21 protein-coding genes are annotated in these 21,476 nt (G+C 64.0%); 7 read left to right on the top strand and 14 right to left on the bottom strand.

All coding sequences use genetic code 11. From position 1 onward, the window contains the following. Window positions 1–2: 2 nt before the first annotated feature. Together cydB and ABD791_RS02630 are read right to left on the bottom strand one after the other, a co-directional pair. Window positions 3–1,007, bottom strand: a complete 1,005-nt coding sequence (gene cydB / locus ABD791_RS02635; protein ID WP_345062006.1) for a cytochrome d ubiquinol oxidase subunit II — start codon at window positions 1,005–1,007, stop codon at window positions 3–5. Window positions 1,008–1,016: 9 nt separating this feature from the next. Further along, window positions 1,017–2,429 carry a cytochrome ubiquinol oxidase subunit I gene (locus tag ABD791_RS02630; RefSeq protein WP_345062004.1) on the bottom strand — a complete coding sequence of 471 codons (1,413 nt, stop codon included), beginning with the start codon at window positions 2,427–2,429 and terminating at the stop codon, window positions 1,017–1,019. Window positions 2,430–2,539: 110 nt separating this feature from the next. Between ABD791_RS02630 and ABD791_RS02625 the strand changes: the two genes are divergently transcribed. Then, complete coding sequence (locus tag ABD791_RS02625) at window positions 2,540–2,935, top strand: BlaI/MecI/CopY family transcriptional regulator (RefSeq protein ID WP_345062002.1); 396 nt, start codon at window positions 2,540–2,542, stop codon at window positions 2,933–2,935. 56 nt (window positions 2,936–2,991) lie between these two features. After that, on the top strand, window positions 2,992–3,951 hold the full coding sequence (locus ABD791_RS02620; protein ID WP_345062000.1) for a M56 family metallopeptidase: 960 nt from the start codon (window positions 2,992–2,994) through the stop codon (window positions 3,949–3,951). A gap of 57 nt (window positions 3,952–4,008) precedes the next feature. Here ABD791_RS02620 and ABD791_RS02615 read toward each other — a convergent pair whose 3' ends face one another. The 5 genes from ABD791_RS02615 to ABD791_RS02595 form a co-directional block, all read right to left on the bottom strand. Next, the gene (locus ABD791_RS02615) at window positions 4,009–4,935 is read right to left on the bottom strand and encodes an ABC transporter substrate-binding protein (protein ID WP_345061998.1); all 927 of its coding nucleotides are present in this window, start codon (window positions 4,933–4,935) and stop codon (window positions 4,009–4,011) included. Further along, window positions 4,935–5,675, bottom strand: coding sequence for an ABC transporter permease (locus ABD791_RS02610; RefSeq protein ID WP_345061996.1), 741 nt, complete (start codon window positions 5,673–5,675; stop codon window positions 4,935–4,937). The genes ABD791_RS02615 and ABD791_RS02610 overlap by 1 nt, the downstream gene beginning before the upstream one ends. After that, window positions 5,672–6,415 (bottom strand): ABC transporter permease, encoded by a 744-nt coding sequence (locus ABD791_RS02605; protein WP_345061994.1) that lies wholly within the window; start codon window positions 6,413–6,415, stop codon window positions 5,672–5,674. The genes ABD791_RS02610 and ABD791_RS02605 overlap by 4 nt, the downstream gene beginning before the upstream one ends. Further along, window positions 6,412–7,290 (bottom strand): ABC transporter ATP-binding protein, encoded by an 879-nt coding sequence (locus tag ABD791_RS02600; RefSeq protein ID WP_345064451.1) that lies wholly within the window; start codon window positions 7,288–7,290, stop codon window positions 6,412–6,414. Before ABD791_RS02600 ends, ABD791_RS02605 begins: the two co-directional genes overlap by 4 nt. A gap of 102 nt (window positions 7,291–7,392) precedes the next feature. Further along, window positions 7,393–8,103 (bottom strand): TetR/AcrR family transcriptional regulator, encoded by a 711-nt coding sequence (locus ABD791_RS02595; protein ID WP_345061992.1) that lies wholly within the window; start codon window positions 8,101–8,103, stop codon window positions 7,393–7,395. A 170-nt stretch (window positions 8,104–8,273) separates the two neighbouring features. Between ABD791_RS02595 and ABD791_RS02590 the strand changes: the two genes are divergently transcribed. Beyond that, window positions 8,274–9,308, top strand: a complete 1,035-nt coding sequence (locus tag ABD791_RS02590) for an App1 family protein phosphatidate phosphatase (RefSeq protein WP_345064448.1) — start codon at window positions 8,274–8,276, stop codon at window positions 9,306–9,308. A 153-nt stretch (window positions 9,309–9,461) separates the two neighbouring features. Here the strand turns inward: ABD791_RS02590 and ABD791_RS02585 are convergent, their stop codons facing one another. Beyond that, window positions 9,462–10,157 (bottom strand): pyridoxine/pyridoxamine 5'-phosphate oxidase, encoded by a 696-nt coding sequence (locus ABD791_RS02585; protein ID WP_345061990.1) that lies wholly within the window; start codon window positions 10,155–10,157, stop codon window positions 9,462–9,464. 101 nt (window positions 10,158–10,258) lie between these two features. Between ABD791_RS02585 and ABD791_RS02580 the strand changes: the two genes are divergently transcribed. After that, window positions 10,259–11,152 (top strand): SDR family oxidoreductase, encoded by an 894-nt coding sequence (locus ABD791_RS02580; RefSeq protein ID WP_345061988.1) that lies wholly within the window; start codon window positions 10,259–10,261, stop codon window positions 11,150–11,152. Window positions 11,153–11,212: 60 nt separating this feature from the next. Beyond that, on the top strand, window positions 11,213–11,674 hold the full coding sequence (locus tag ABD791_RS02575; protein WP_345061986.1) for an SRPBCC family protein: 462 nt from the start codon (window positions 11,213–11,215) through the stop codon (window positions 11,672–11,674). On the opposite strand, the gene ABD791_RS02570 is transcribed toward ABD791_RS02575, so the two are convergent. The 3 genes from ABD791_RS02570 to hisD all read right to left on the bottom strand — a co-directional run bounded on the left by ABD791_RS02570 (window position 11,671) and on the right by hisD (window position 14,710). Next, window positions 11,671–12,699, bottom strand: a complete 1,029-nt coding sequence (locus ABD791_RS02570; RefSeq protein ID WP_345061984.1) for a quinone-dependent dihydroorotate dehydrogenase — start codon at window positions 12,697–12,699, stop codon at window positions 11,671–11,673. The two genes, ABD791_RS02575 and ABD791_RS02570, sit on opposite strands and share 4 nt — an antisense overlap. Before the next feature lie 90 nt (window positions 12,700–12,789). Then, on the bottom strand, window positions 12,790–13,281 hold the full coding sequence (gene nrdR, locus ABD791_RS02565; RefSeq protein WP_345061982.1) for a transcriptional regulator NrdR: 492 nt from the start codon (window positions 13,279–13,281) through the stop codon (window positions 12,790–12,792). A gap of 118 nt (window positions 13,282–13,399) precedes the next feature. Then, on the bottom strand, window positions 13,400–14,710 hold the full coding sequence (hisD, locus tag ABD791_RS02560) for a histidinol dehydrogenase (protein ID WP_345061980.1): 1,311 nt from the start codon (window positions 14,708–14,710) through the stop codon (window positions 13,400–13,402). 72 nt (window positions 14,711–14,782) lie between these two features. Between hisD and ABD791_RS02555 the strand changes: the two genes are divergently transcribed. Continuing rightward, a complete protein-coding gene (locus tag ABD791_RS02555) occupies window positions 14,783–15,361 on the top strand; it encodes a flavin reductase family protein (RefSeq protein ID WP_345061978.1) in 579 nt (192 codons plus the stop codon). An 18-nt stretch (window positions 15,362–15,379) separates the two neighbouring features. Here ABD791_RS02555 and ABD791_RS02550 read toward each other — a convergent pair whose 3' ends face one another. Together ABD791_RS02550 and ABD791_RS02545 are read right to left on the bottom strand one after the other, a co-directional pair. Further along, complete coding sequence (locus ABD791_RS02550; RefSeq protein WP_345061976.1) at window positions 15,380–16,162, bottom strand: lysophospholipid acyltransferase family protein; 783 nt, start codon at window positions 16,160–16,162, stop codon at window positions 15,380–15,382. A gap of 293 nt (window positions 16,163–16,455) precedes the next feature. Continuing rightward, on the bottom strand, window positions 16,456–17,376 hold the full coding sequence (locus ABD791_RS02545) for a hypothetical protein (protein ID WP_345061974.1): 921 nt from the start codon (window positions 17,374–17,376) through the stop codon (window positions 16,456–16,458). A 179-nt stretch (window positions 17,377–17,555) separates the two neighbouring features. Between ABD791_RS02545 and ABD791_RS02540 the strand changes: the two genes are divergently transcribed. Further along, window positions 17,556–17,720 (top strand): hypothetical protein, encoded by a 165-nt coding sequence (locus ABD791_RS02540; protein WP_345061972.1) that lies wholly within the window; start codon window positions 17,556–17,558, stop codon window positions 17,718–17,720. A gap of 198 nt (window positions 17,721–17,918) precedes the next feature. Here ABD791_RS02540 and dnaE read toward each other — a convergent pair whose 3' ends face one another. Continuing rightward, on the bottom strand, window positions 17,919–21,443 hold the full coding sequence (dnaE, locus tag ABD791_RS02535) for a DNA polymerase III subunit alpha (protein ID WP_345061970.1): 3,525 nt from the start codon (window positions 21,441–21,443) through the stop codon (window positions 17,919–17,921). Window positions 21,444–21,476 lie beyond the last annotated feature (33 nt).

The following is a 21,476-nucleotide window of genomic DNA, read 5'->3' as shown; positions in this document are numbered from 1 at the left end:
GGTTAGTGGGCTGCCTCTTCGATGTGGGCGCGGGTGACGCGTTTGCGAAAGATCCAGTATGTCCAGCCTTGGTAGAGCAGAATCACCGGGGCGGCGATCAACGCCGTCCAGCTCATCACGCTGAGAGTGTACGGGGTCGATGAGGCGTTCTCGATGGTCAGGCTATTCGCCGGGTTGTTGCTGGCGGGCATGACGTCCGGAAACAGCGAGGCGAACAGGGTCAGCACGGCCAGCGCGATCGTAGCCGCCATCAGAGCGAACGCCCACCCCTCCTTGCCGCGCAGGTTGGCCACGAACGAGGCCACGAGGGTCAGCGCCGCACCGAGGGCGAGCAGAGCGGATGCGACGGTGCCATAGGCCAGGGTTGTCCAGACCAGGAAGGAAGCGGCGACGAGAATCGTCACCACACCGGACCGAATGGCCAGACTGCGGGCTCGTACCCGGATGTCCCCCTCCGTCTTCAGCGCAACGAAGACGACCCCGTGGGTGAAGAAGAGCAGCAGGGTGGTGAGACCGCCGAGCAGTGCATACGGGTTCAACAGGTCGAAGAACGTTCCGATGTAGTTGTGTCCGGCATCGAGCGGAACACCGCGCACCACGTTTGCGAATGCGACACCCCAGAGCAGAGCCGGCACGGCCGAGCCGACGATGATCATGCCGTCGAACCACGCCTTCCAGCGGGATTCTGGGCGCTGGTGGCGGTATTCGAACGAGACACCGCGGGCGATCAACGCCAGCAGAATGATCAGCAGCGGCAGGTAGAAGCCGCTGAACATCGTCGCGTACCACTCGGGGAAGGAGGCGAAGAGGGCGGCTCCCGCCACGATCAGCCAGGTCTCATTGAGGTCCCAGACCGGACCGATCGTGTTGATCAGAACCCGGCGGTCGGTGTCGTCCTTACCGAGAAACGGCAACGACATCCCGACCCCGAAGTCGAACCCGTCAAGCACGAAGTAGCCGATGAACAGCACGGCGATAATCCAGAACCAGAGGTAGTTGAGATCCATCATCAGCTCCTAGTAGACGGTGACGCGAGGGGCGATTTCGCCGGATTCGGGGTGCGGTGTCGGGGCGTCCTCCGGCCCCTTCTGCACCGCCTTGATGATGAGTTTGAACTCGACCACCGCGAGGGCGCCGTAGATCAGGGTGAAGGCGATGAGCGAGATCAAGACCTCGACGCCGCTCACTCCCGGCGAGACGCCGTCTTCGGTCTTCAGCAGTCCGAAGACCAGCCAGGGTTGCCGGCCCATCTCCGTGAACACCCAGCCGACGATCATCGCGGCAAGCGAGAGCGGAAAGCTCCAGATCGCGGCCTTCCAGACCCACTTGTTCTTCGGCATCCGCCCCTTGCGGGTGAGCCACAGGCCGGTGAGCGCCACCAGGATGTGCAGCACGCCCAAGGCGATCATCCAGCGGAATGACCAGTAGGTGACCCAGATGATCGGCGTGTAGTCGCCGGGTCCGTAGAGCTGCACGTACTGCGCCTGCAGGTTGTTGATGCCCTCGACGGTGCCGTCGAAGCTGTGCGTCGAGAGCAACGACAGGAGGTAGGGCACGCGAATCGAGAAGAGTTCATGCACACCGTCCGGTGTGCCGAGAGTGAAGATCGAGAAGGATGCGTTCGCCCCGGTAGCCGTGTGATAGAGCGCTTCCGCCGCGGCCATTTTCATGGGCTGCGCGTCCACCATGGCGAGGCTGAGCTGGTCGCCCATCAGGGTGGTGCCGATGCCGGCGATGACCATCATCCAGAGGCCGAGTTTCAGGGCCGGCCGCATGGTGTCGAGGTGCTGATTGCGGTAGAGGTGCCAGGCAGCCACCGAGATGATCAGACCGGCCGAGACCATGAAACAGGCGAAGATCGTATGCGGGAACGCGGCCAGGGCGATGGGGTTGCTGAGTAGTTCACCGATGTTGGTCAGTTCGGCTCGCCCCTTCGCCTCGTTGATCTGAAACGCCACCGGATTCTGCATGAAGGCGTTGGCGGCGATGATGAAATAGGCGGATGCCGTGCTGCCGATGGTGACCAGCCAGATGGTGGCGAGGTGCAGTTTGCGGGGCAGCTTGTCCCAGCCGAAGATCCAGAGGCCGATGAATGTGGCTTCCAGAAAGAACGCCACGATGCCTTCGAAGGCGAGCGGGGCGCCGAAGACATCGCCGACGAAGCGGGAGTAATCAGACCAGTTCATACCGAACTGAAACTCCTGAACGATTCCGGTGACGACGCCCATGGCGAAGTTGATCAAGAAGATCTTGCCGAAGAAGTGGGTCAGCTGCAGGTACTTGACCTTGTCGGTGCGCACCCACGCTGTCTGAAACAGGGCGACGGTGAGCGAGAGCCCGATCGTGAGGGGAACGAAGAGAAAGTGATAGACGGTTGTCAACCCGAATTGCCACCTCGAGAGGAGTAACGGGTCTAGCCACTCATTCATCTGTTCTCCGCTTCAGTTCACTGCCATGTCGAGGCAATTTCTACGACAAGTAGAACAATACTCTTCTACGTTGTGTAGAAAGCAAATTGAAATGCCGATAAACTAATGACATGGCAAGTTTGGGTGAATTGGAACGATCGCTGATGGATGTGCTGTGGGACACCAATCAGTCACTATCGGCGAATGAACTTCGCGATCGGCTTGCCGACCACAGAACCACACCCGTTTCTCGCGAACTCGCCACGACGACGGTGCTCACCGTGCTCTCACGGTTGGAGAACAAGGGCTTCGTCACGCGGGATCGCGACAGCCGCCCGCACCTCTATCACGCGGTCACGTCCCGGGCCGAGCACACGGCTGAACTGATGCATGAGGTTCTCGGCTCCGGCGGCGACCGCGAGGCAGCGTTGGCGCGCTTCATCGGCAATGTGAGCCCGCAAGAAGCCGAGACGCTGCGGCAGCTGCTCGGTGGCGGCACGGTTGGTGCTCCCGTCGGCGCGCGCTAAGCCGACAGTCCCTCACCGACTCCCACTCCCCGACACCCGAGACAGGCCACATCGACGTGCTGCTCGCTGCCATCGTTCTCGCGATCCTCACGGTCGCACTGGCCTGGCCGGTCCCCATTCTGCTCGCCAACGCGAGCTGGCCCAATCGGGCTCCCGGTGCTGCACTGGCACTCTGGCAGTCGATCGCGCTGGCCGGCGGACTCTCGATGATCGGGGCGTTCCTCACCTGGGGACTCATTCCGTTCGGGGACACACTTCCGAGCGCCCTCGCGTCGCTGGTCGATCACCTGCTGAGCGGCACGCTGCCGGAGGCAACCGGCTTCGGACACCTCATCGCGCTCACCGCCGCGATTCTGCTCGGCACCCATCTCCTGCTCAATCTGGCGATGACCTTCGTTCGCAGTGAGCGGCAGCGACGTCGACACCATCAATTGGTGCAGTTGCTCAGCCAGCCGCTGCCCGATCGCCCTGGCACCCGCGTGATCGAACATGCTGCGCCCGTCGCCTACTGCTTACCCGGAGCGACGCGCTCAATCACCGTGCTGTCGGCCGGGATGCTCAAGCTGCTGCAGCCCGATGAGTTGCGCGGAGTCATCGCGCACGAGAAAGCGCACCTCTCCCAGCAGCACCACATGGTCTTGCTGGCGTTCAAGTCGTGGCACAGCGCCCTGCCCTGGTTTCCGATCGCGAACCGTTCAGAGAACGCGGTGGCGTTACTCGTTGAGATGCTCGCCGACGATCAGGCTCGTCACGTCGTCGACGACATCACGTTGGCCCGCGCCATTGCGCTCGTTGGCACAGCCGGTCAATTCGACCCGGCGATCGAGTCACTGGCGGAGGCCACACACGCGGAGCCTGCCGCTGAACCCGATCATCAGTTCGACATGGTGCTCCCCCGAGTGCGGAGGCTGACCGGCCAATACCCGCCGCTGCCCGTGGTAGCGCGCATCGCCGTCGGCGCCGCGGCGGTTGCACTCTTGGCAGCGCCGACGGCGATGTTGTTGTTGCTCAGCTGAATCCGTTGTCGAGGAGCGAGCGTAGCGAGCACACTCCTCGACCAACGATCGTGGGACCTACAGAATCCCAGCCTGCTTCAGCCACGCCGTCGCGATGACATCCGCTGACTTCTGCTGATTGACGCTCTCGTCGTTCAACGAGACGAGGGCTTCCTCGGTGAGTGCCGCGTTGACCTTGTCCAGAACTGCAGCTGCCTTGTCATCGACCTTCTTCGACACGATCGGCACGACGTTCGACGGGAAGAACAGGTGGTCGGGGTCGGCCAGGGCAAAGAGCTTGCCTGATGCCCAAGCGGGGCTGGCCGTGTAGATGTTCGTGAGCTGGATACTGTTGTCCTCCAGCGCCTTCACGGTGAGCGGGCCGCCGCCATCTTCGACGGGAGTGAAGCCGGCTGTCACGACGCCGTACTTCTCCTTGAGCGCTGCGGGACCATATGGTCGGGTTTCGAGCTCGGAGTTGCCGCCGACCATGATCGGCTCCGTCACGTTCGTGAGTGAAGCGATGTCGGTGAGCTTGTACTTGTCGGCGAAGGCTTTCGTCACCGTCCAGGTGTTCGCGTCGCTGGCTTGCGCCTGGTCGAGTGCGCGAAGGCCGGCGGGCAGAGCGGCCTGCAGGGCGGTGAAGACTTCTTCGCTCGAGGCGCTGACCGCATTCTTGTCGAGAGCCTGCAGCAGGTCACCGGTGTATTCGGGGAAGACGTCGATTTTGCCGGCCTCGATTTCGGGCAGGTAGACCTCACGCTGCCCGATCTTGAAGTCGCGCTGCACGGTGAAACCGTTGGCCTCAAGTGCTTGAGCGTAGATTTCGGCGATGATTTCGTTGGAGTAGTAGTCCTGCGAACCGACTACGAGAGTGGTGGAGTCGGCCGGAGTCGTTTCCCCACTGCCCAGAGGATTACCGGTTGAACACCCTGACAGGGCGATCATGGCCCCGACCGCGACGGCACTAACAAGTGCCAGTCGGCCTTTACGTGCTGCGAACATCAGTTCTTCCTTTCCTCGACGGGGGTTCCCATCACCGCGCGCGACCGGGTCGGTCGCGAACGGACATCTCGAGGGCGTCCTGCTGCGACGCCGCGTGGAACAACAAGCCTCTGGGTCAGGGCCAACAACCCCTCACAGGCCAAAGCCAGCAGGATCACGATGATCGACCCGCCGAGCATTTCTGCATAGTTGTTGGTCTTCGTGCCCTCGAAAAGAAAACGCCCGAGACCGAAGTTGGCGACGTAGGCAGCCAGCGTCGCAGTCGCCACAACCTGCAGTGTGGCTGAGCGGATACCGCCGATCAAGAGCGGCAGGCCGAGCGGAATCTCAACCTTCCGCACGATCTGCATCTCGCTCATGCCGACGGCACGCGCCGCGTCGATCGTGCGTCGGTCGACCGCTTCGAAGCTACTGTACGCACCGGCAAGAATGGGCGGGATGGCCAGAATGGTGAGCGCCACATAAGGCGCCTCCAACCCGATCCCCACCCAGAGCGCGACCAGCGTCAGCAATCCGAGCGTCGGAATCGCCCGGAACCCACCCGAGACCGACACCGCAATTCCGCGGCCGCGGCCGGTATGTCCGATGGCGAAACCGATCGGGATCGCGATCGCCGATGCGATCAGAATCGTGACGACGGTAAACAGAATGTGCTCAGCCAGCCGGGTTGGGATGCCGTTAGGGCCGATGTAATGGGCAGGATCCGCCAGCCAGGCGAGTGCCTCGGCGAAGTAGTTCATGACGTCACCGCCGGCTCTGGATCAGACTTCGTCGGTTGGTCAGGCTGCGGCGAACCGTTCGGAGATCCGGTTGTGTAACCGTTCGACGTGCCGTTGCGATTGCTTTTCTGGTGCCGAGTCCACGGCATCAGCGTGCGGCCGAGCACGACCACAAGTGCGTCAAGGACCAGGGCGACGCCCACCGTCAGCACAATTCCGGCGACTATTTCAGCGTCGATCCCCCGCTGAAACCCATCCGTGAACAGGCTGCCGAGGCTCTGGATTCCGATGAGCGCTCCAACGGTGGCTAGGCTCACCGTACTCACGGTCACAACCCTGATGCCGGCCACGAGCACCGGGCCGGCCAGCGGAAGCTCGACCTTCCAGAAGGCAGTCCACGCCGAGAACCCGACGGCGACGGCCGACTGCCGCACGTCCGCGTCGACGGCTGCCAAGCCATCCGCGACGACACGCACCATCAGTGCCACTCCATAGATGGTGAGGGCAATGACGAGGTTGGCCGGCGAGCGGACTTCGACGCCGACGATGACCGGCAGAGTGACGAGGAGAGGAAAGGAGGGGATGGCGTAGAGCAGACCACAGATCGTCAACAGCAGCCCGCGGCTCAACCGGTAGCGATTGGCCAGCCAGCCGAGTGGAATGGCGATCAGAAAGCTGAGAACAATGGCGGGGAGGCACAGCGAAAGGTGGATGAGCGTGAGCTCGCCCAACAGATCGAGGTTCGACCAGATCCAGGTCACCTGACCCCTCCCTGCGCCTCTCTCTCCGAGTCGAACGCCGGATCGCGCTCGGCAGCACCCGTGCTGCCGACGAGCACGCCGGCGATGCGTCCTTCGCTGTCGACGAGCACGTCGTTTCCGTTGTGGGTCTCGAGGTGGAGTGCGCGTTTGCCGCGTTCGGCTCCGACGAAGCTGGCGACGAAATCATTCGCCGGTGCGCTCAGAATCTGCTTCGGTGAACCGACCTGGGCGATGAAACCGCCCTGCTGCAGGATGACGACCTGGTCGCCGAGCAGAAAGGCCTCTTCGATGTCGTGGGTCACGAAAACCACGGTCTTGTCGAGCTCCTGCTGCAGCCGGATGAGTTCGTGCTGCAACTCCCGGCGAACGATCGGGTCGACGGCGCCGAACGGCTCGTCCATCAGCAGGATGTTCGGATCGACAGCGAGCCCGCGCGCCACCCCGACGCGCTGCTGCTGCCCGCCAGACAATTGGTTGGGATAGCGGTCGGCCAGCGTTCGGGGCAGGCCGACGGTATCAAGCAAGCCCAGCGCATCCTGGCGCGCCTTCTTCTTGGCCACTCCGCGCAGCAGGGGAACCGTTGCCACATTGTCGATCACCGTGCGGTGCGGAAGCAGGCCGGAGTTCTGCATGACATAGCCGATGCTGCGCCGCAGTTTCACCGGCGGCAGGGTGCTGATGTCGGTGCCATCGATCTCAACGGTGCCGCTCGTCGGATCGACCATGCGATTGATCATGCGCAGCAGGGTGGTCTTGCCAGAGCCAGACGAACCCACCAGTACGGTCGTCTTGCGGGACGGGATGACCAGGCTGAAATCGTTGACGGCAATAGTGCCGTCGGGAAACTGTTTTGTGACTGCGCGAAACTCGATCATGGGGTGGCTCATTCCTCGAATGGAGTCGGATCAACACGTGCCAGGTATCAACCCAACCATTCTTCGGAGCCAGAGGCAAAAAAAGATTGGTGCGAGTTGTGATCAGTCTGCGAGAAGCGCCAAAGCGGGAATGCCGGGTGCTGACTTCTGCGGCGCGACGAGCGAAGCGCTCGGACCGTAGTAGCCGACGAGGTAATCGTGCACGGCGCGGCGGCTCTCGTCGATGAACCGTTCGTCGCCCTGCGGGTCTGAATAAAACGCACGGGTGATAATCCCATCGGCCATTTCGATCGCCACTTCGAGGCGGAAGATCAGATCTGGTCCGCTGGGCAGCCCGAATTCCTCGGCCAGAACCCGAGCGAGACGGGTGGCGAAGAAGCCACCGTCGACACCGTCACCGAATGAGGTACGGTCGCGATCGACGAAACTCATGATGCGAAAGCCCGGCTCCGAACGGTGCAGCCCCACGTAGGCGGTGATGGCGCAATCGAGGGCATCCCACCAGGTCTCCGGCTCGTTGATGTCGAGCTCCAGGATGACTCGTTCACGAAAACGCTGGTCTGCACGATCCCGCAACGCATTCAGCACTGCGACGCGATCAGGGTAGTAGCGGTAGACCGTGCCGATCGAGGCACCGGCACGCTCAGCGACCATGGCCGTTGTGATGCGGTCGAACCCGACCTCATCGACGACCTCCGCGGCGGCATCGAGCAGAGCTGACAGCCGCGCTGCACTCCGTTGCTGAATTGGCTCAACGCGAATCTGCTGATTCGTAGCTCCAGATTCCACACTGAACATGTCGCCAAACGCCACGGTTCCTCCTGATTTAGTGACCCTAATTCTAAAGGACCCCGCACCGCCGCCTGCGCACAGTCGCTCGTGTGTCTCCCCCCGGCCACCGGCTGATCTCCAGCCGGGCATGCCAGACTGAGCGAGTGCAACATTCTCCCGCCGAACGATCGAACACGACGGCTCCGGCAACCATGATGCACGGCGCGGCTCGTCTTGAAGACGCGTTGCACGATGTCCGCGATCGATTCGCACGACGCCGCGGCCATCGCCCCACGGTGATCCCCTACACCGGCTACGGTTCCACCGACTGGGCGCGCATACTGTGCCGAGTTCTCTTGACCAAGCCGCCAAAGCCGAAGCGCAAAGAATCGACTCGCAGTTTTCTGCGTCGACGGGCCGAGCGTCGCGACGCCGGCCTGCGCGGCTGGCGCAGTTTCACCAGCGTTCCCGTGCACGATGCCTTGGTGACCATCGAAATCGACGGCACGGTGCACGAGGTGCAGGCCGACCGCGGCGGCGTCGTCGATGCGGTGGTTCCGGCCACGCTGAGCCCCGGCTGGCACACCGCGTTGCTGCGCACCTTCGGGTCTGACCCGGTCGAGTCTCCTGTCTTCATCGTGGCGCCATCCGTGACCACCGGCATTATTTCGGATGTCGATGACACGGTCATGGTGACCACGCTTCCCCGCCCGCTTCTCGCGGCCTGGAACACCTTTGTTCTCGACGAGCACGCCCGGGTTCCCACGCCCGGTATGGCCGTGTTGCTCGACCGGCTGGCCGTCGCAACGCCAGGGACGCCAGTGATCTATCTGTCGACCGGTGCCTGGAACGTTGCCCCGACACTCACCCGATTTCTGTCCCGCAATCTATATCCGGCCGGCGCGCTGCTGCTCACCGATTGGGGACCGACTCACGACCGTTGGTTCCGCAGCGGTCGCGAGCACAAACGCGACAACCTCCGTCGTCTGGCCATTGAGTTTCCGCAGATGCGCTGGATTCTGATCGGCGACGACGGGCAGCACGACGAGGCGATCTACAGCGAGTTTCAACGCGAGTTCCCGGCGAGCGTGGCCGCGGTGGCCATCCGTCAGCTCTCCCCCAGCGAAGCCGTCCTGGCCGGCGGCCGGTCGAAAGACGCCGTGCAGGGCACCCCAGATGCGCCGTGGTTCTATGGCCCCGATGGCTTGAGTCTGGCCAACCAACTGGCTGAGCGCGGTCTGCTCTAGCCGTTTCGCTGCGTGCTGGGTGGCGTTCCTCGTCGCGGGTCACTTCGCCCTCGCGCACGCGATCGTCACGCCTACCGTTGCCGAACTGTGTCACATCACCATTTTCACGCGCCCGACATGGTCATTTGTCACAGTTCGACGAGGGTGTGCCGGTCAGGGATAGAGGCGCGACGTCGCCCACGATTCGCCGACGCGGCGGTAGAGCACTCGAGTCTGCGGACCGGTCGTCGAACCCTGCCAGAACTCGACCCGCTCTGGCGCGAGGGCGTACACGGCCCAATCTTCGTCAATAAGGGTGGGGTCGCTCTGCAGAGCGGTCCGCGCGCGCTCAAAAGCGGCAGAGTAGTCTTCCGGCCGTTCGAGTGGCTCGCTCTGGTGTCCGACGAGAATTGACGCTCGCGCGGTCTCGGAACGCCCCCGAAAGTCGCGTGCCGCGGCATCCGCTGGCAGCTGGTGAACGGTGCCGAACAGCCGCACTTGGCGCCCGAGCACCGGCCAGAAGAAGGTCGATGCCGCGAACGGATGCGCCGCGAGGGCACGCCCCTTCGGGCTCGACGCGTGGGTGGCGAACTGCCACCCGCGCTCATCGAGGTCGGTGAGCAAGACGCCGCGTGCACCCGGCGCGTTGTCCCGCTCGGCGTCGCTCGTCGCGAGTGTCATCACCCGAGCGGCGAGTTGGCCGGCCGCCACGACCTCGCGGATCCACGCCACGAAGAGCGTCTGAGGGTCGGCAGCAAGTGCCGGCACCTCGAGCGTCGGCAGATCGGCCGGAAACATGGGCAGACGACGCAACCAGTCGCGCGGCGTCTCCTCGGAGTCGGGCGTTCCGGTTGGTGATCCACTGGTCATGTCTGGAGCGTAGCGAAGTTCCCCGCGCGAAGTCAGCGGACGAAAGGCAGACTTACCCTAGAGATGCCCGCACGTTCCACCCGAATCGAAGGAGCCGGAACATGCAACGCCCCATCAACACGTCGCTGACCGGCAGCACGTCACTGACCGGCAGAGTCGTTGTGATCACCGGCGCCACGGGGGGCATCGGCCGTGCGACCGCTCTCGGCCTGGCCGCGCTGGGTGCCGACGTGGCGATCACCGGACGGGACGTGGCCCGCACTGAGCAAGCGAGGCGAGACATCCAGAGTGCCGGAAGTGGGACGGTGCACGCCTTCGTCGCCGATCTGTCGTCCCAGGCGGAGGTGCGTCGGCTGGCCGAAGAAGTGCTCGCACGGCTGCCCCGCCTCGATGTACTCATCAACAACGTCGGCGGCTATTGGAACACGCGGCAGGTCACCGTCGACGGCCTCGAGCACACCTTCGCGCTCAATCACCTCGCGCCGTTCCTGCTGACCAATCTGCTGCTCGACCGGCTGGAACAGAGCGCCCCATCGCGCGTCGTCACCGTCTCCTCCAACGCCCAAGCTCTCGGACGAATCGATTTCGACGACCTCCAGGGCGAACGGGGCTACTCGGGTGCGCGCGCCTACAACCAGTCCAAGCTCGCCAATGTGCTGTTCACCTACGAGCTGGCGAGGAAGCTGACCGGCATCTCGGTCACGGCCAACGCCCTGCATCCCGGCGTCGTGAACACGGGATTCGGGGCGACTGACCCCGCGCCGATCCAACGACTGTTTGTGCCCCTCGCTCGACCATTCATGAAGAGCCCGGCTCAGGGGGCAACGACGTCGATCCGCCTCGCCTCCGCCCCTGAACTCGCCTCGGTCTCTGGCCGTTTCTTCGCCAACGGCAAGCCCGTGCGATCGTCACCGCGCAGCTACGACGAAACGGATGCTGCCCGCCTCTGGCAGGTCAGCGCCGAGTTGGTCGGGCTGAGCCCGTCGTCTGGATAATCCCGTCTTCGGGCGGCCCGGCTGACTCCTTCCGCCTCGTCGAACTGACAGACTTCGAGTATGAGCGTCGCCTTCGAATGCCGAACAGAGCTGCCGACAACGGTTCACCAGTCGTTCGATCTGGCGCGCAACATCGATCTGCACGTCGACTCGATGTCGCGTTCGAAGGAGCGCGCCGTCGGCGGCGTGACGGGCGGTCTCATCGCCGCAGGCGACGAGGTGAGCTGGCGGGCACGCCACTTCGGGATTCCGTTTCGGATGACGAGCCGGATCACCTCAATGTTCGCTCCCGACTCCTTTGTCGACGAGCAGGTGCGCGGGCCGTTTCGCACGTTCCGGCACGAGCACACCTTTATCGCACGCGACGGCGAAACCACGATGATCGATCACGTCGAGTTCAGTGCGCCGTTCGGGATCCTCGGTCGCGTCGCTGAGAGAGTCGTTCTCGCACGCTACCTGCGCCGCTTGATCGAGCAGCGCAATCAGTTTCTGGCTGCCGCGGCAGCCGACCACACTCGTTAGCCGCGCAGGCGGTCGAGTCCCCGGTTGATCTGGCGCGCCCAGAGCGGACCCTGATAGAGGAACGCGGTGTAGCCCTGCACGAGTGTGGCACCGGCATCGAGGCGCTCGGCCACCTGCTCGGCCGTTTCGACACCGCCGACCGAAATCACGCAGAGTTCGGCGGGCACCGAGGCCCTGATGATCTTCAGAACGGCAAGTGCGCGAGCGTGCAGCGGGGCTCCGGAGAGCCCGCCGGCTCCGGCGGCTTCGACCACCGCGGCATCCGTCTTCAGATTTGCGCGTGACAGCGTGGTGTTGGTGGCGATGATTCCGTCGAGGTTCAGCGCAACGGTCAACTCGGCGATGCGGGTGACCTCGTCGTCGCTGAGATCGGGTGCGATCTTGACGAGCAGCGGCGTCGTACCGGCGGCCGACTTCACGGCGGTGAGCAGCGGGGCGAGCTGGTCGAGCTCCTGCAATCCGCGCAGGCCAGGCGTGTTCGGCGAGCTCACGTTCACCACGAGGTAGTCGGCGAGCGGCGCGAGTGCGGTGGCGCTGGCCAGGTAGTCGGCTGTGGCGTTCTCAACCTCGACGACACGGCTTTTGCCGATGTTGATGCCGAGCACGGGGCGACCGGCGACCGATCGCACTTTGAACAGACGGGGCACGGCGGATGACGCCCCGCCGTTGTTGAAGCCCATGCGGTTGATCACCGCACGGTCTGCAATCAAGCGAAATAGCCGCGGCGTGGGATTGCCGGGCTGCGCAACAGCGGTGAGCGTTCCGACCTCGACGTGACCGAAGCCAAGCTGGCCGAGGCCGATGACAGCCTTGCCGTCTTTGTCGAAACCGGCAGCGAGCCCAAACGGTGATTCGAAGCGCAGACCGAGGGTCGTCACGCTCTGATCTGTGCGCGGACGCGTGAAGCGGTTCACGAGTCGGCCGAAGCCGAGCGTCGGCAGCGCCTGAATCACGACGAACGCGAGGTGGTGGGCACGCTCCGGGTCGAGTCGGCTGAGCACCTGCGAAAACAGAAGTCGATACATTTGGGAGTCTCTACCGCTCGGTCAGGGTGTGTACGGACGGAGTGCGACCGCACGAAAACAGTGCAGTCACGGGATCAACGCGGTCACAGGTCACGCGGACGGAGTCGATGACCCTGGCTGCGCGCGCGTGCCGTCTTGGTGTTCTGCACGCAACTGGGTGATCGCGCTCTCGAAGTCGTCGAGCGAATCGAAGGCCTGGTAGACACTGGCAAACCGCAGGTATGCGACCTCGTCGAGCTCACGCAACGGCAGCAGAATCGCGAGGCCGATGTCGTTGGCGTCGATCTGGGAGGCCCCAGTCTGACGAATCGTCTCTTCGACCTTTTGCGCCAGCAATGCCAGGTCGGAATCCGTGACCGGACGCCCCTGGCAGGCTTTGCGCACTCCGGCGACGATCTTCTCACGGCTGAACGGTTCGACCACGCCGCTGCGCTTGATGATGTTCAAGCTCGCGGTCTCAGTGGTGCTGAAGCGGCGACCGCATTCGGGGCACTGACGCCGGCGGCGGATGGACAGTCCGTCGTCGCTCGTGCGCGAGTCGATGACTCTGGAGTCTGGGTGGCGGCAGAACGGGCAGAACATTGTGTATCCAGCTTACCGTGACGAATCGGTGAAGCGGATGCCGCCACCCCGAGCAGGTGTCACTCGCGTGACTTCGCGAGCGCCCCCGTCCTACGCCCTCGACCAGCCAGGAACGGTGCTACTCCCCCACGAACCTGACCCGCACCGCATCGCCGTGGGCGGGCAGCGCCTCGGCGTCGGACAGCGCTCCAATGTGGGCAGCCACGGTGCGCAGGGCTTCCTTGCTGTAGCGCACGACCTGCTGCGGACGCAGGAACGTGTAGGCACCGAGTCCAGAGGAGAACCGCGACTGGCCGCCGGTCGGCAGCACGTGGTTCGAGCCTGCCGCGTAGTCCCCGAGGCTCACCGGAGAGTGCGGGCCGATGAAAATGGCGCCGGCGTTCTCGATGTTCTCGAGCACGGCATCCGGGTCAGTGGTCTGGATCTCGAGGTGTTCCGGCCCGAATGCGTTGCTGAACGCCGCGGCGGTGGCCAGGTCGTCGACGAGCACGATGGCCGATTGGGTGCCGCTGAGCGAGGCGCTCACCCGCTCGCTGTGCATCGTTGACTGAGCGAGCTGCCCGAGGCGCGCTTCGACATTCGCGGCCAGAGCCGGAGACGTCGTCACGAGTACCGCGGCGGCGAGCTCGTCGTGCTCGGCCTGGCTGACCAGGTCTGCCGCGACGAACTCAGGGTCGGCCGTCTCATCGGCGATGACCAGGATGTCGGTGGGCCCGGCTTCGGCATCGATGCCGGTCTGCCCGCGCACCAGACGCTTCGCTGCCGCGACATAGACGTTGCCGGGGCCGGTGACCAACTGCACCGGGTCGAGTCCGAGGTCAGGCACGCCGTAGGCAAAGGCGCCCACCGCACCGGCCCCGCCCATGGCATAGATTTCGTCGACGCCGAGCAAGCCGGCGACGGCAAGAATGGTGGGGTGCACGCGGCCACCGAAGTGACTTTGCGGCGGGGAGGCCAGCGCGATCTGGGTGACCCCTGCGACCTGGGCGGGAACAACGTTCATCACGACGCTCGACGGGTAGACGGCCTTGCCGCCGGGAACATAGAGACCGACCCGGTGGATTGGCTGCCAACGCTGGGTGATTTCAGCGCCCTCCGCGATCGTGGTCGTGAGGCGCGGCGGCACCTGAGCGGCAGACGCCAGACGCACTCGCCTGATCGTCTCTTCGATGGCAACCCGCACAGCCGGATCGAGCTCAGCGACCGCCTCGGCGATCTGCTCAGCCGGAACCCGCACATGCTCGGGGCGCACCCGGTCGAGGCGCTCGGCCTGATCGAGCAGGGCGGCAACGCCCCGCGTGCGCACATCGTCAATCAACTCAGCCGCAACGTCGCTGGCGACAGCGACATCGGTCAGTGCCCGCGGCACGGCGGCGAGCAGTTCGGCCGGGCTGAGCCGGGTTCCTCGGAGGTCAATGGTCTGGATCATCGGATCTAGCCTATCCGCGAACTTTCGGTGCTGGGGATTAGGCTCATTGTCGAAAGAGAGTGCTGCATCTGAATGAATAGTTCCATCACACCCCGGCCGAACGACACCGATCCGCGACGGGTTACCACTCCTCCCCCGATCGACCCTTCCCAGCTCGACGCTTCCGAACCCATCGACCTCGCCGCGTTCAAGCATGCGTTTCGTCGGCATGCGGCCGGCGTCGCAGCGATCACCACGCTGGCCCCCGATGGCTCGCCGGTTGGTTTCACCGCCACCTCGCTAGCGTCGCTCTCCGCGGTTCCGCCACTCGCCACCTTCAACATGGCGCGCTCTGCGAGCACCTGGCCGGCCATCGTCGAGAGCGAACGTGTGATCATCCACATGCTCGGTGCGCGCAATCGGTCCGTCGCAGAGCTGCTGGCCGGACCCCATGCCGCGCGATTCGTCGGCGACCACTGGCATCCGGGACCGTTCGGTTTGCCATTGCTCGACGGCGTGACCTCGTGGATGGTCTGTCGCATCATCGAACGGGTTGCGGTGCACAACAACGCGGTCGTGGTGGTGCAGATCGAGAGCGGTGGAATGGGCATCGACGACGAGGCCTTGCTCTATCACGAGCGCATGTTCCGCACGCCGGGCGCCGCCGTCTAGCCAGTCACCCTGCGCGCCTCACTTCGGCGCTGCGGCTGCCTTCGCCTCTGCCCGCCGCCGCCGACGCTCCGCCTCGGCCAGTGCGGCCCGCTCGGGCGTCGGGGCGGTTCCGCCGAGGTGAGCCGGCTGCCACCATTGTGCGGTGCCGTCTTCTGGGTAGTTTTTCTGCAGCTCGTCGACCAGGCGCTGCAGCGTGGTGTGGAGTTCTTCGGTGAGCTGATGCGTGTCGGCATCGGCGGCGACGGTGAACGGCGTGCCGACCGAGAACGCCACCGGAACACCGAATAATTCGGTGAAGGCTGGCTTGTGATTCTTCGTCATCAGGCGGTGACCGCCCCAGACGGCAATCGGAATGACCGGCACTCCGGCCTCGGCCGCCATCCGAATCGCGCCGGTCTTCAGTTCCCGCACGGTGAATGAGGCATTCACGCCTCCCTCGGGAAACACGCCGAGCAGTTCGCCGGAACGCAATGCCGCAACGGCCTGCGAATAGGCGTCGGCGCCATGATCCATATCGACGGAGATGTGTCCCATTCCGCGCAGCAGTGTGCCGACGACGGGCTGATCGAACGCACCCTTCTTGGCCATGAAACGGATGCGCCGGCGGTTGCGATGCCAGACCATCCACTCGGTGAGCGCAAAGTCGAGATAACCGAAATGAGTGATCGCCAGCACGGCGCCACCCGTGGCCGGTAGGTTTTGCAGACCACGTGGGAGCGGCTTCACCCGAAGCAGCCCGAACAGCGCACGGCCGGCCCCAATCGCCAGTGTGTAGACCGGCTCGCTTCGTCGCTTCGTCATGCTGCAAGAGTAGCCCCGGTGGCCAGGAACAACGAGGAGTCACCATTCGCGCCTGATCGGCGTGCGAGGGAACAACCGATCCGCGCGGCATTCGCCGCTGTTTCAACACGGCGCAGGACTTCATCGAACGCGTTTCCCGTCCGCGTAGCTCGTGGTTCGCCCGTTTTGGCTAGTGCAGATACCTTCTGCACTAGCCAAAACGGGCGACTCTCATTGGCCTGTCGTCCCCATTCGAGCTGGGTTGCCCAGAATTGCTAGTGCACCCTCCCCCTGCACTAGCAAATATGGGCGAGTCATGACAGTGAAAGAGGCAACTGCGGCAGCTGAGCCAGGGTGCGGATGCGCCGCACGAGCTCGACAGGATTGGTCAGGTCGTCTGCGTTCAGCTCCATCACCCGCCAGCCCTCCGCTTCGAGGCGCGCCCGTCGCGTCATATCGGCCCGCCACTGCCCTTTCGTCGTGCGATGGTAGTCACCCTGGTACTCGAGAATGACCCGGTAACGGTCAATGATCAGGTCGGTGCGGGCGACGAATTCACCGAAGCGGTCGGTCACGCTGTGGTTGACTCGCGACACCGGAATGCCGGCAAGCATGAGCAGCGTCCGCAAGATCGATTCGGGAGCCGACTCTGCACGCGGGTCGAGTAGATCGGCAGCACGGAGAAGCTTGCGCCTGATCCGCCGATTGCGCAGCGTTCCAAGCGCCTGCACTAGGTCGTTGGCCTCGACCATCGGGTATTCCCCGTGCAGCAAGTAGTCGCCCGCTGCCACAAGGTCAAGCAGCGGCAGCGCGTGCGCTAGGTCGAACCACGTGCGAATCGGCGTCGTCACGCGCAGCCCGTCTACCATTGTGCAGAGTTCGTGCTCGCCAACCCCAAGTGCATGTCCGACAAGTCCGCGGGCGTGCGGCGCTCGCGCCGGGGCCGGCACTGCGATGTGAACTCGTGGGTCGAGTGACAGACGGTAGGGAACCGGCATTCCGTACAGCTGCGCCGCAGTGGTGTGGCTGAAGAAGCTCGCAATCGGCATCCTGAGTGCGAAGAGTGCGCACCGCTCGGCGAGCGTGTTCGGGGGCATAATGCTGCGCACCCCGGTCACATTGGTTCTCACATCGGATGCACGCAGCCGGTGCGGAGGGACGCCGGCGCGGTGCGCGTCGCCGACGCGGAAGGCAGGAGTGGGGAGGCCGGGCGGCAGCGGATGTCGAGCGCTCATTCCAGGACTGTGACGCATCCGCTCGTCGTCCCGTTGAAGTTATGCACAGTGGCGCCTCGCTGCAGCTGCGCTGCCGCGGCTCGCATCCCTTTCGATCAATGGTTCGCCCATTTTTGCTAGTGCGAGGGCCACATGCACTAGCAAAAATGGGCGAACCTTGACGGGGCAGGGCTTGTGTCGTGCGGCACCACCCGGTGCTGCTTCGGAGCTCTCGCGTCCCTCGTCCTTCGCGGAGGGACAGCGCGGCAGTACTCGGTCTCGCCTGGATCGCGGCCGGCATGCTGTTCACCATCATCGGTTCGATGCTTGATGCCTGGGTGCTGATGGTGGAGATTCTGCGGTGACCGCTGCCTGCCCGGCTCCGCCGAGCTTGACACGTGCGGTCGAGGTACCCCGATGCGCCGGTCAAACTCGACCGGAACGGTCAAACTCGGTGGGACGATCAGGGCTGATCACAACAGGTCAGGTCAGGTCAGGTCAGGTCAGGTCAGGTCAGGTCAGGTCAGGTCAGGTCAGGTCAGGTCAGGTCAGGTCAGATCAGGTCAGGTCAGGCAGTACGGGCCCAGCAAACTCTTCAACTCACCGAACAGGTCAGGGCTCACCTTCACCCGATACGGCAACTCGAAGACCCGCGCCACATCGCCCTTGACCAGCTTCAACCGCAACTCAGCCGAACCGGTGTGCCTCTGCAAGACCTCAGCCAACGCCCGCACCGTCACCTCGGTCGCCCGGTTCTCGAACAGGGTGATCGACAGTTGCCCGGCCTCATCGACCTGACCGAGCTCCGGCGCGAAGACGCTGTAGGCATGCAGGTTCATCCCGTCATCGCGCATGCTCACCCGGCCACGCACGACAACGATGGTGTCGCTGACCAGGTCAGGCGCGAACTCTTGGTAGGCCTTGCCCATGAACATCGCGGTGATCTCACCGCTGAAGTCTTCGACGTCGATCATGCCGTACTGGTTGCCCGATTTCTTGGCCACCCGGTGCTGCACCCCGGTGATCAGCCCGGCGACGGTGACCGTGTCGCCGTCTTGGGTCGACTCCGACCCCATCAGATCGGCGATCGTGGTGCTGGCGTGCTTCGCGAGCGGAATCTCGAGTCCGGCGAGCGGATGATCAGAAACATAGAGCCCGAGCATGTCGCGTTCGAAAGCGAGCTTCTCTTTTTTGCTCCACTCCGGGCGATCAGGCACCTTCTCGGTGTTCTGAGTCTCATCGTCGAACAGGCTGTCGAAGTCGAAGCCGATGTTGCCGTGGGCCTCATCACGTTTGATCTTGACCGCCGACTCGACGGCCGACTCGTGAATCTCGACCATCGCTCGTCGGGTCGCCCCGAGTGAGTCGAACGCGCCGGCCTTCACGAGTGATTCGATCGTGCGCTTGTTGGCGACCTGAATCGGAACCTTGGCCAGGAAGTCGTGGAACGACTCGAACCGGCCCTTCTCCTTGCGGGCCTCACGGATCGCATCCACCACGTTGAAACCGACGTTGCGCACCGCACCGAGGCCGAAACGGATGTCGGTGCCGACGGCGGCGAAGTAGCCGATCGACTCGTTCACATCGGGGGCCATCACCTGGATGCCCATGCGACGGCACTCGTTGAGGTAGAGCGCGAGCTTGTCGCGGGAGTCGCCGACACTGGTCAGCAGCGCGGCCATGAATTCGGCTGGATAGTGCGCCTTGAGGTAGGCAGTCCAGTAGGAGAGCACGCCGTACGCCGCCGAGTGCGCCTTGTTGAAGGCGTAGTCGGAGAACGGCAACAGGATGTCCCAAATGGTCTTGATCGCCTCGGGACCATAGCCGTTCGAGACCATTCCGGCCGAGAAACCCTCGAACTGCTTGTCGAGCTCTGACTTCTTCTTCTTACCCATCGCGCGACGCAACAGGTCGGCCTGGCCGAGCGAGAAGCCGGCGAGCTTCTGCGCGATCGACATCACCTGCTCCTGATACACAATCAGGCCGTAGGTTCCGCCGATGATGTCCTTCAGCGGCTCTTCGAGCTCTGCGTGGATCGGGATGATCTCCTGCAGGCCGGTCTTCCGAAGCGCATAGTTGGTGTGCGAGTTCGCGCCCATGGGGCCCGGACGGTAGAGCGCGATGACGGCCGAGATGTCTTCGAAGTTGTCAGGCTTCATCGAGCGCAGCAGCGCACGCATCGGTCCACCGTCGAGCTGGAACACACCGAGCGTGTCGCCGCGGGCGAGCAGCTCGTAGGCCAACGGGTCGTCAAGCAGGAGGTCTTCGAGAATCGGGCGGTGGCCACGGTTCTCTTCGATGTTGTCGAGGGCGTCGTCGAGGATGGTGAGGTTGCGCAACCCCAGGAAGTCCATCTTGATCAGTCCGAGCGACTCACAGGCCGGGTAGTCGAACTGGGTGACGATCTGGCCGTCGGCCTCACGCTTCATGATCGGGATGATGTCGATCAACGGGTCGCTCGACATGATCACGCCGGCCGCGTGCACACCCCACTGGCGCTTGAGGTTTTCGAGGCCCAATGCAGTGTCGAAGACGGTGCGGGCCTCTGGGTCAGACTCGATCACCGCACGAAAGTCGACTGCCTCCTTGTAGCGCGGGTGGTCTTTGTCGAACATGCCGGTCAGCGGCACATCCTTACCCATGATCGCGGGCGGCATCGCCTTGGTGAGCTTGTCGCCCATGCCGAACGGGAATCCGAGCACCCGCGAGGAGTCCTTGAGCGCCTGCTTGGCCTTGATCGTGCCGTAGGTGACGATCTGGGCGACGCGCTCATCGCCGTATTTCTCGGTGACGTAGCGGATGACCTCGCCGCGCCGACGCTCGTCGAAGTCGATATCGAAGTCGGGCATGGAGACGCGGTCGGGGTTCAGAAACCGCTCGAAGATCAGTCCGTGAACCAGCGGGTCGAGGCCGGTGATGCCCATGGCGTATGCCGCCATGGAGCCGGCGCCTGAACCACGGCCGGGGCCGACCCTGATGCCCTGCTGCTTCGACCAGGCGATGAAGTCGGCAACCACCAGGAAATAGCCGGGGAAGCCCATCTGGGTGATGACGCCGACCTCGTAGTCGGCCTGCTTCCGCACGTCGTCTGGCACGCCGTTCGGGTAGCGGCCCAGGAGACCGATCTCGACCTCTTTGATGAACCAGCTCTCCTCGTTTTCCCCTTCAGGTGTCGGAAAGCGCGGCATGTAGTTGGCTTTGGTGTTGAACTCAACCTCACACCGCTCCGCGATGAGCAGGGTGTTGTCGCAGGCCTCTGGGTTGTCGCGGAAGATGTGCCGCATCTGCGCGGCGGTCTTGAGGTAGAACTCGTCGGAGTCGAACTTGAACCGGTTCGGGTCGTCGAGCGTCGACGCGGACTGCACGCAGAGCAGCGCGGCGTGAGCGGTGGCGTCGTGGGCGTGCGTGTAGTGCAGGTCGTTGGTGGCGACGAGCGGCAAGTTGAGCTCTTTGGCCAGACGCAGCAGGTCGCTCATGGTGCGGCGTTCCACGTCGATGCCGTGGTCCATGACTTCGCAGAAGTAGTTGTCGGCACCGAAGATGTCGCGCAGCTCGCCGGCCGCCTTCTTCGCCTCGTCGTACTGGCCGAGACGCAGACGGGTCTGCACTTCCCCACCGGCGCATCCGGTCGTGCCGATCAGACCGGTCGAGTACTGGCTGAGCAGTTCGCGGTCCATGCGCGGTTTGAAGTAGTAGCCCTCGAGCGACGCCCGCGACGACAGCCGGAACAGGTTGTGCATGCCCTCTGTGGTCTCGGAGAGCAGCGTCATGTGCGTGTAGGAGCCGGCGCCACCGACGTCGTCGCGGCTCTGCGCGTTCGTGCCCCACTTCACCCGGGTCTTGTCGCCCCGGTGCGTGCCGGGCGTGATGTACGCCTCGGTGCCGATGATCGGCTTGATGCCGGCCTCTGTGGCGGTGCGCCAAAAGTCGAATGCACCGAACACGTTGCCGTGGTCAGTCACCGCGACAGCGGGCATCCCTTGCTCGACGGCCGCGCTGATCAGGGGCTTTACCCGGGCGGCACCGTCAAGCATCGAGTACTCGCTGTGCACATGGAGGTGAACGAACGAATCACTCTGAGAGGACAAAACTGCTCCGAAATGCTGGGGGTGGGTGAATAA

Origin of the sequence: Glaciibacter kafniensis (genome assembly GCF_039538945.1) — a bacterium.
Taxonomy (GTDB): Bacteria; Actinomycetota; Actinomycetes; order Actinomycetales; family Microbacteriaceae; genus Cryobacterium; species Cryobacterium kafniensis.
This window is presented reverse-complemented; position numbering and strand designations above follow the sequence as displayed.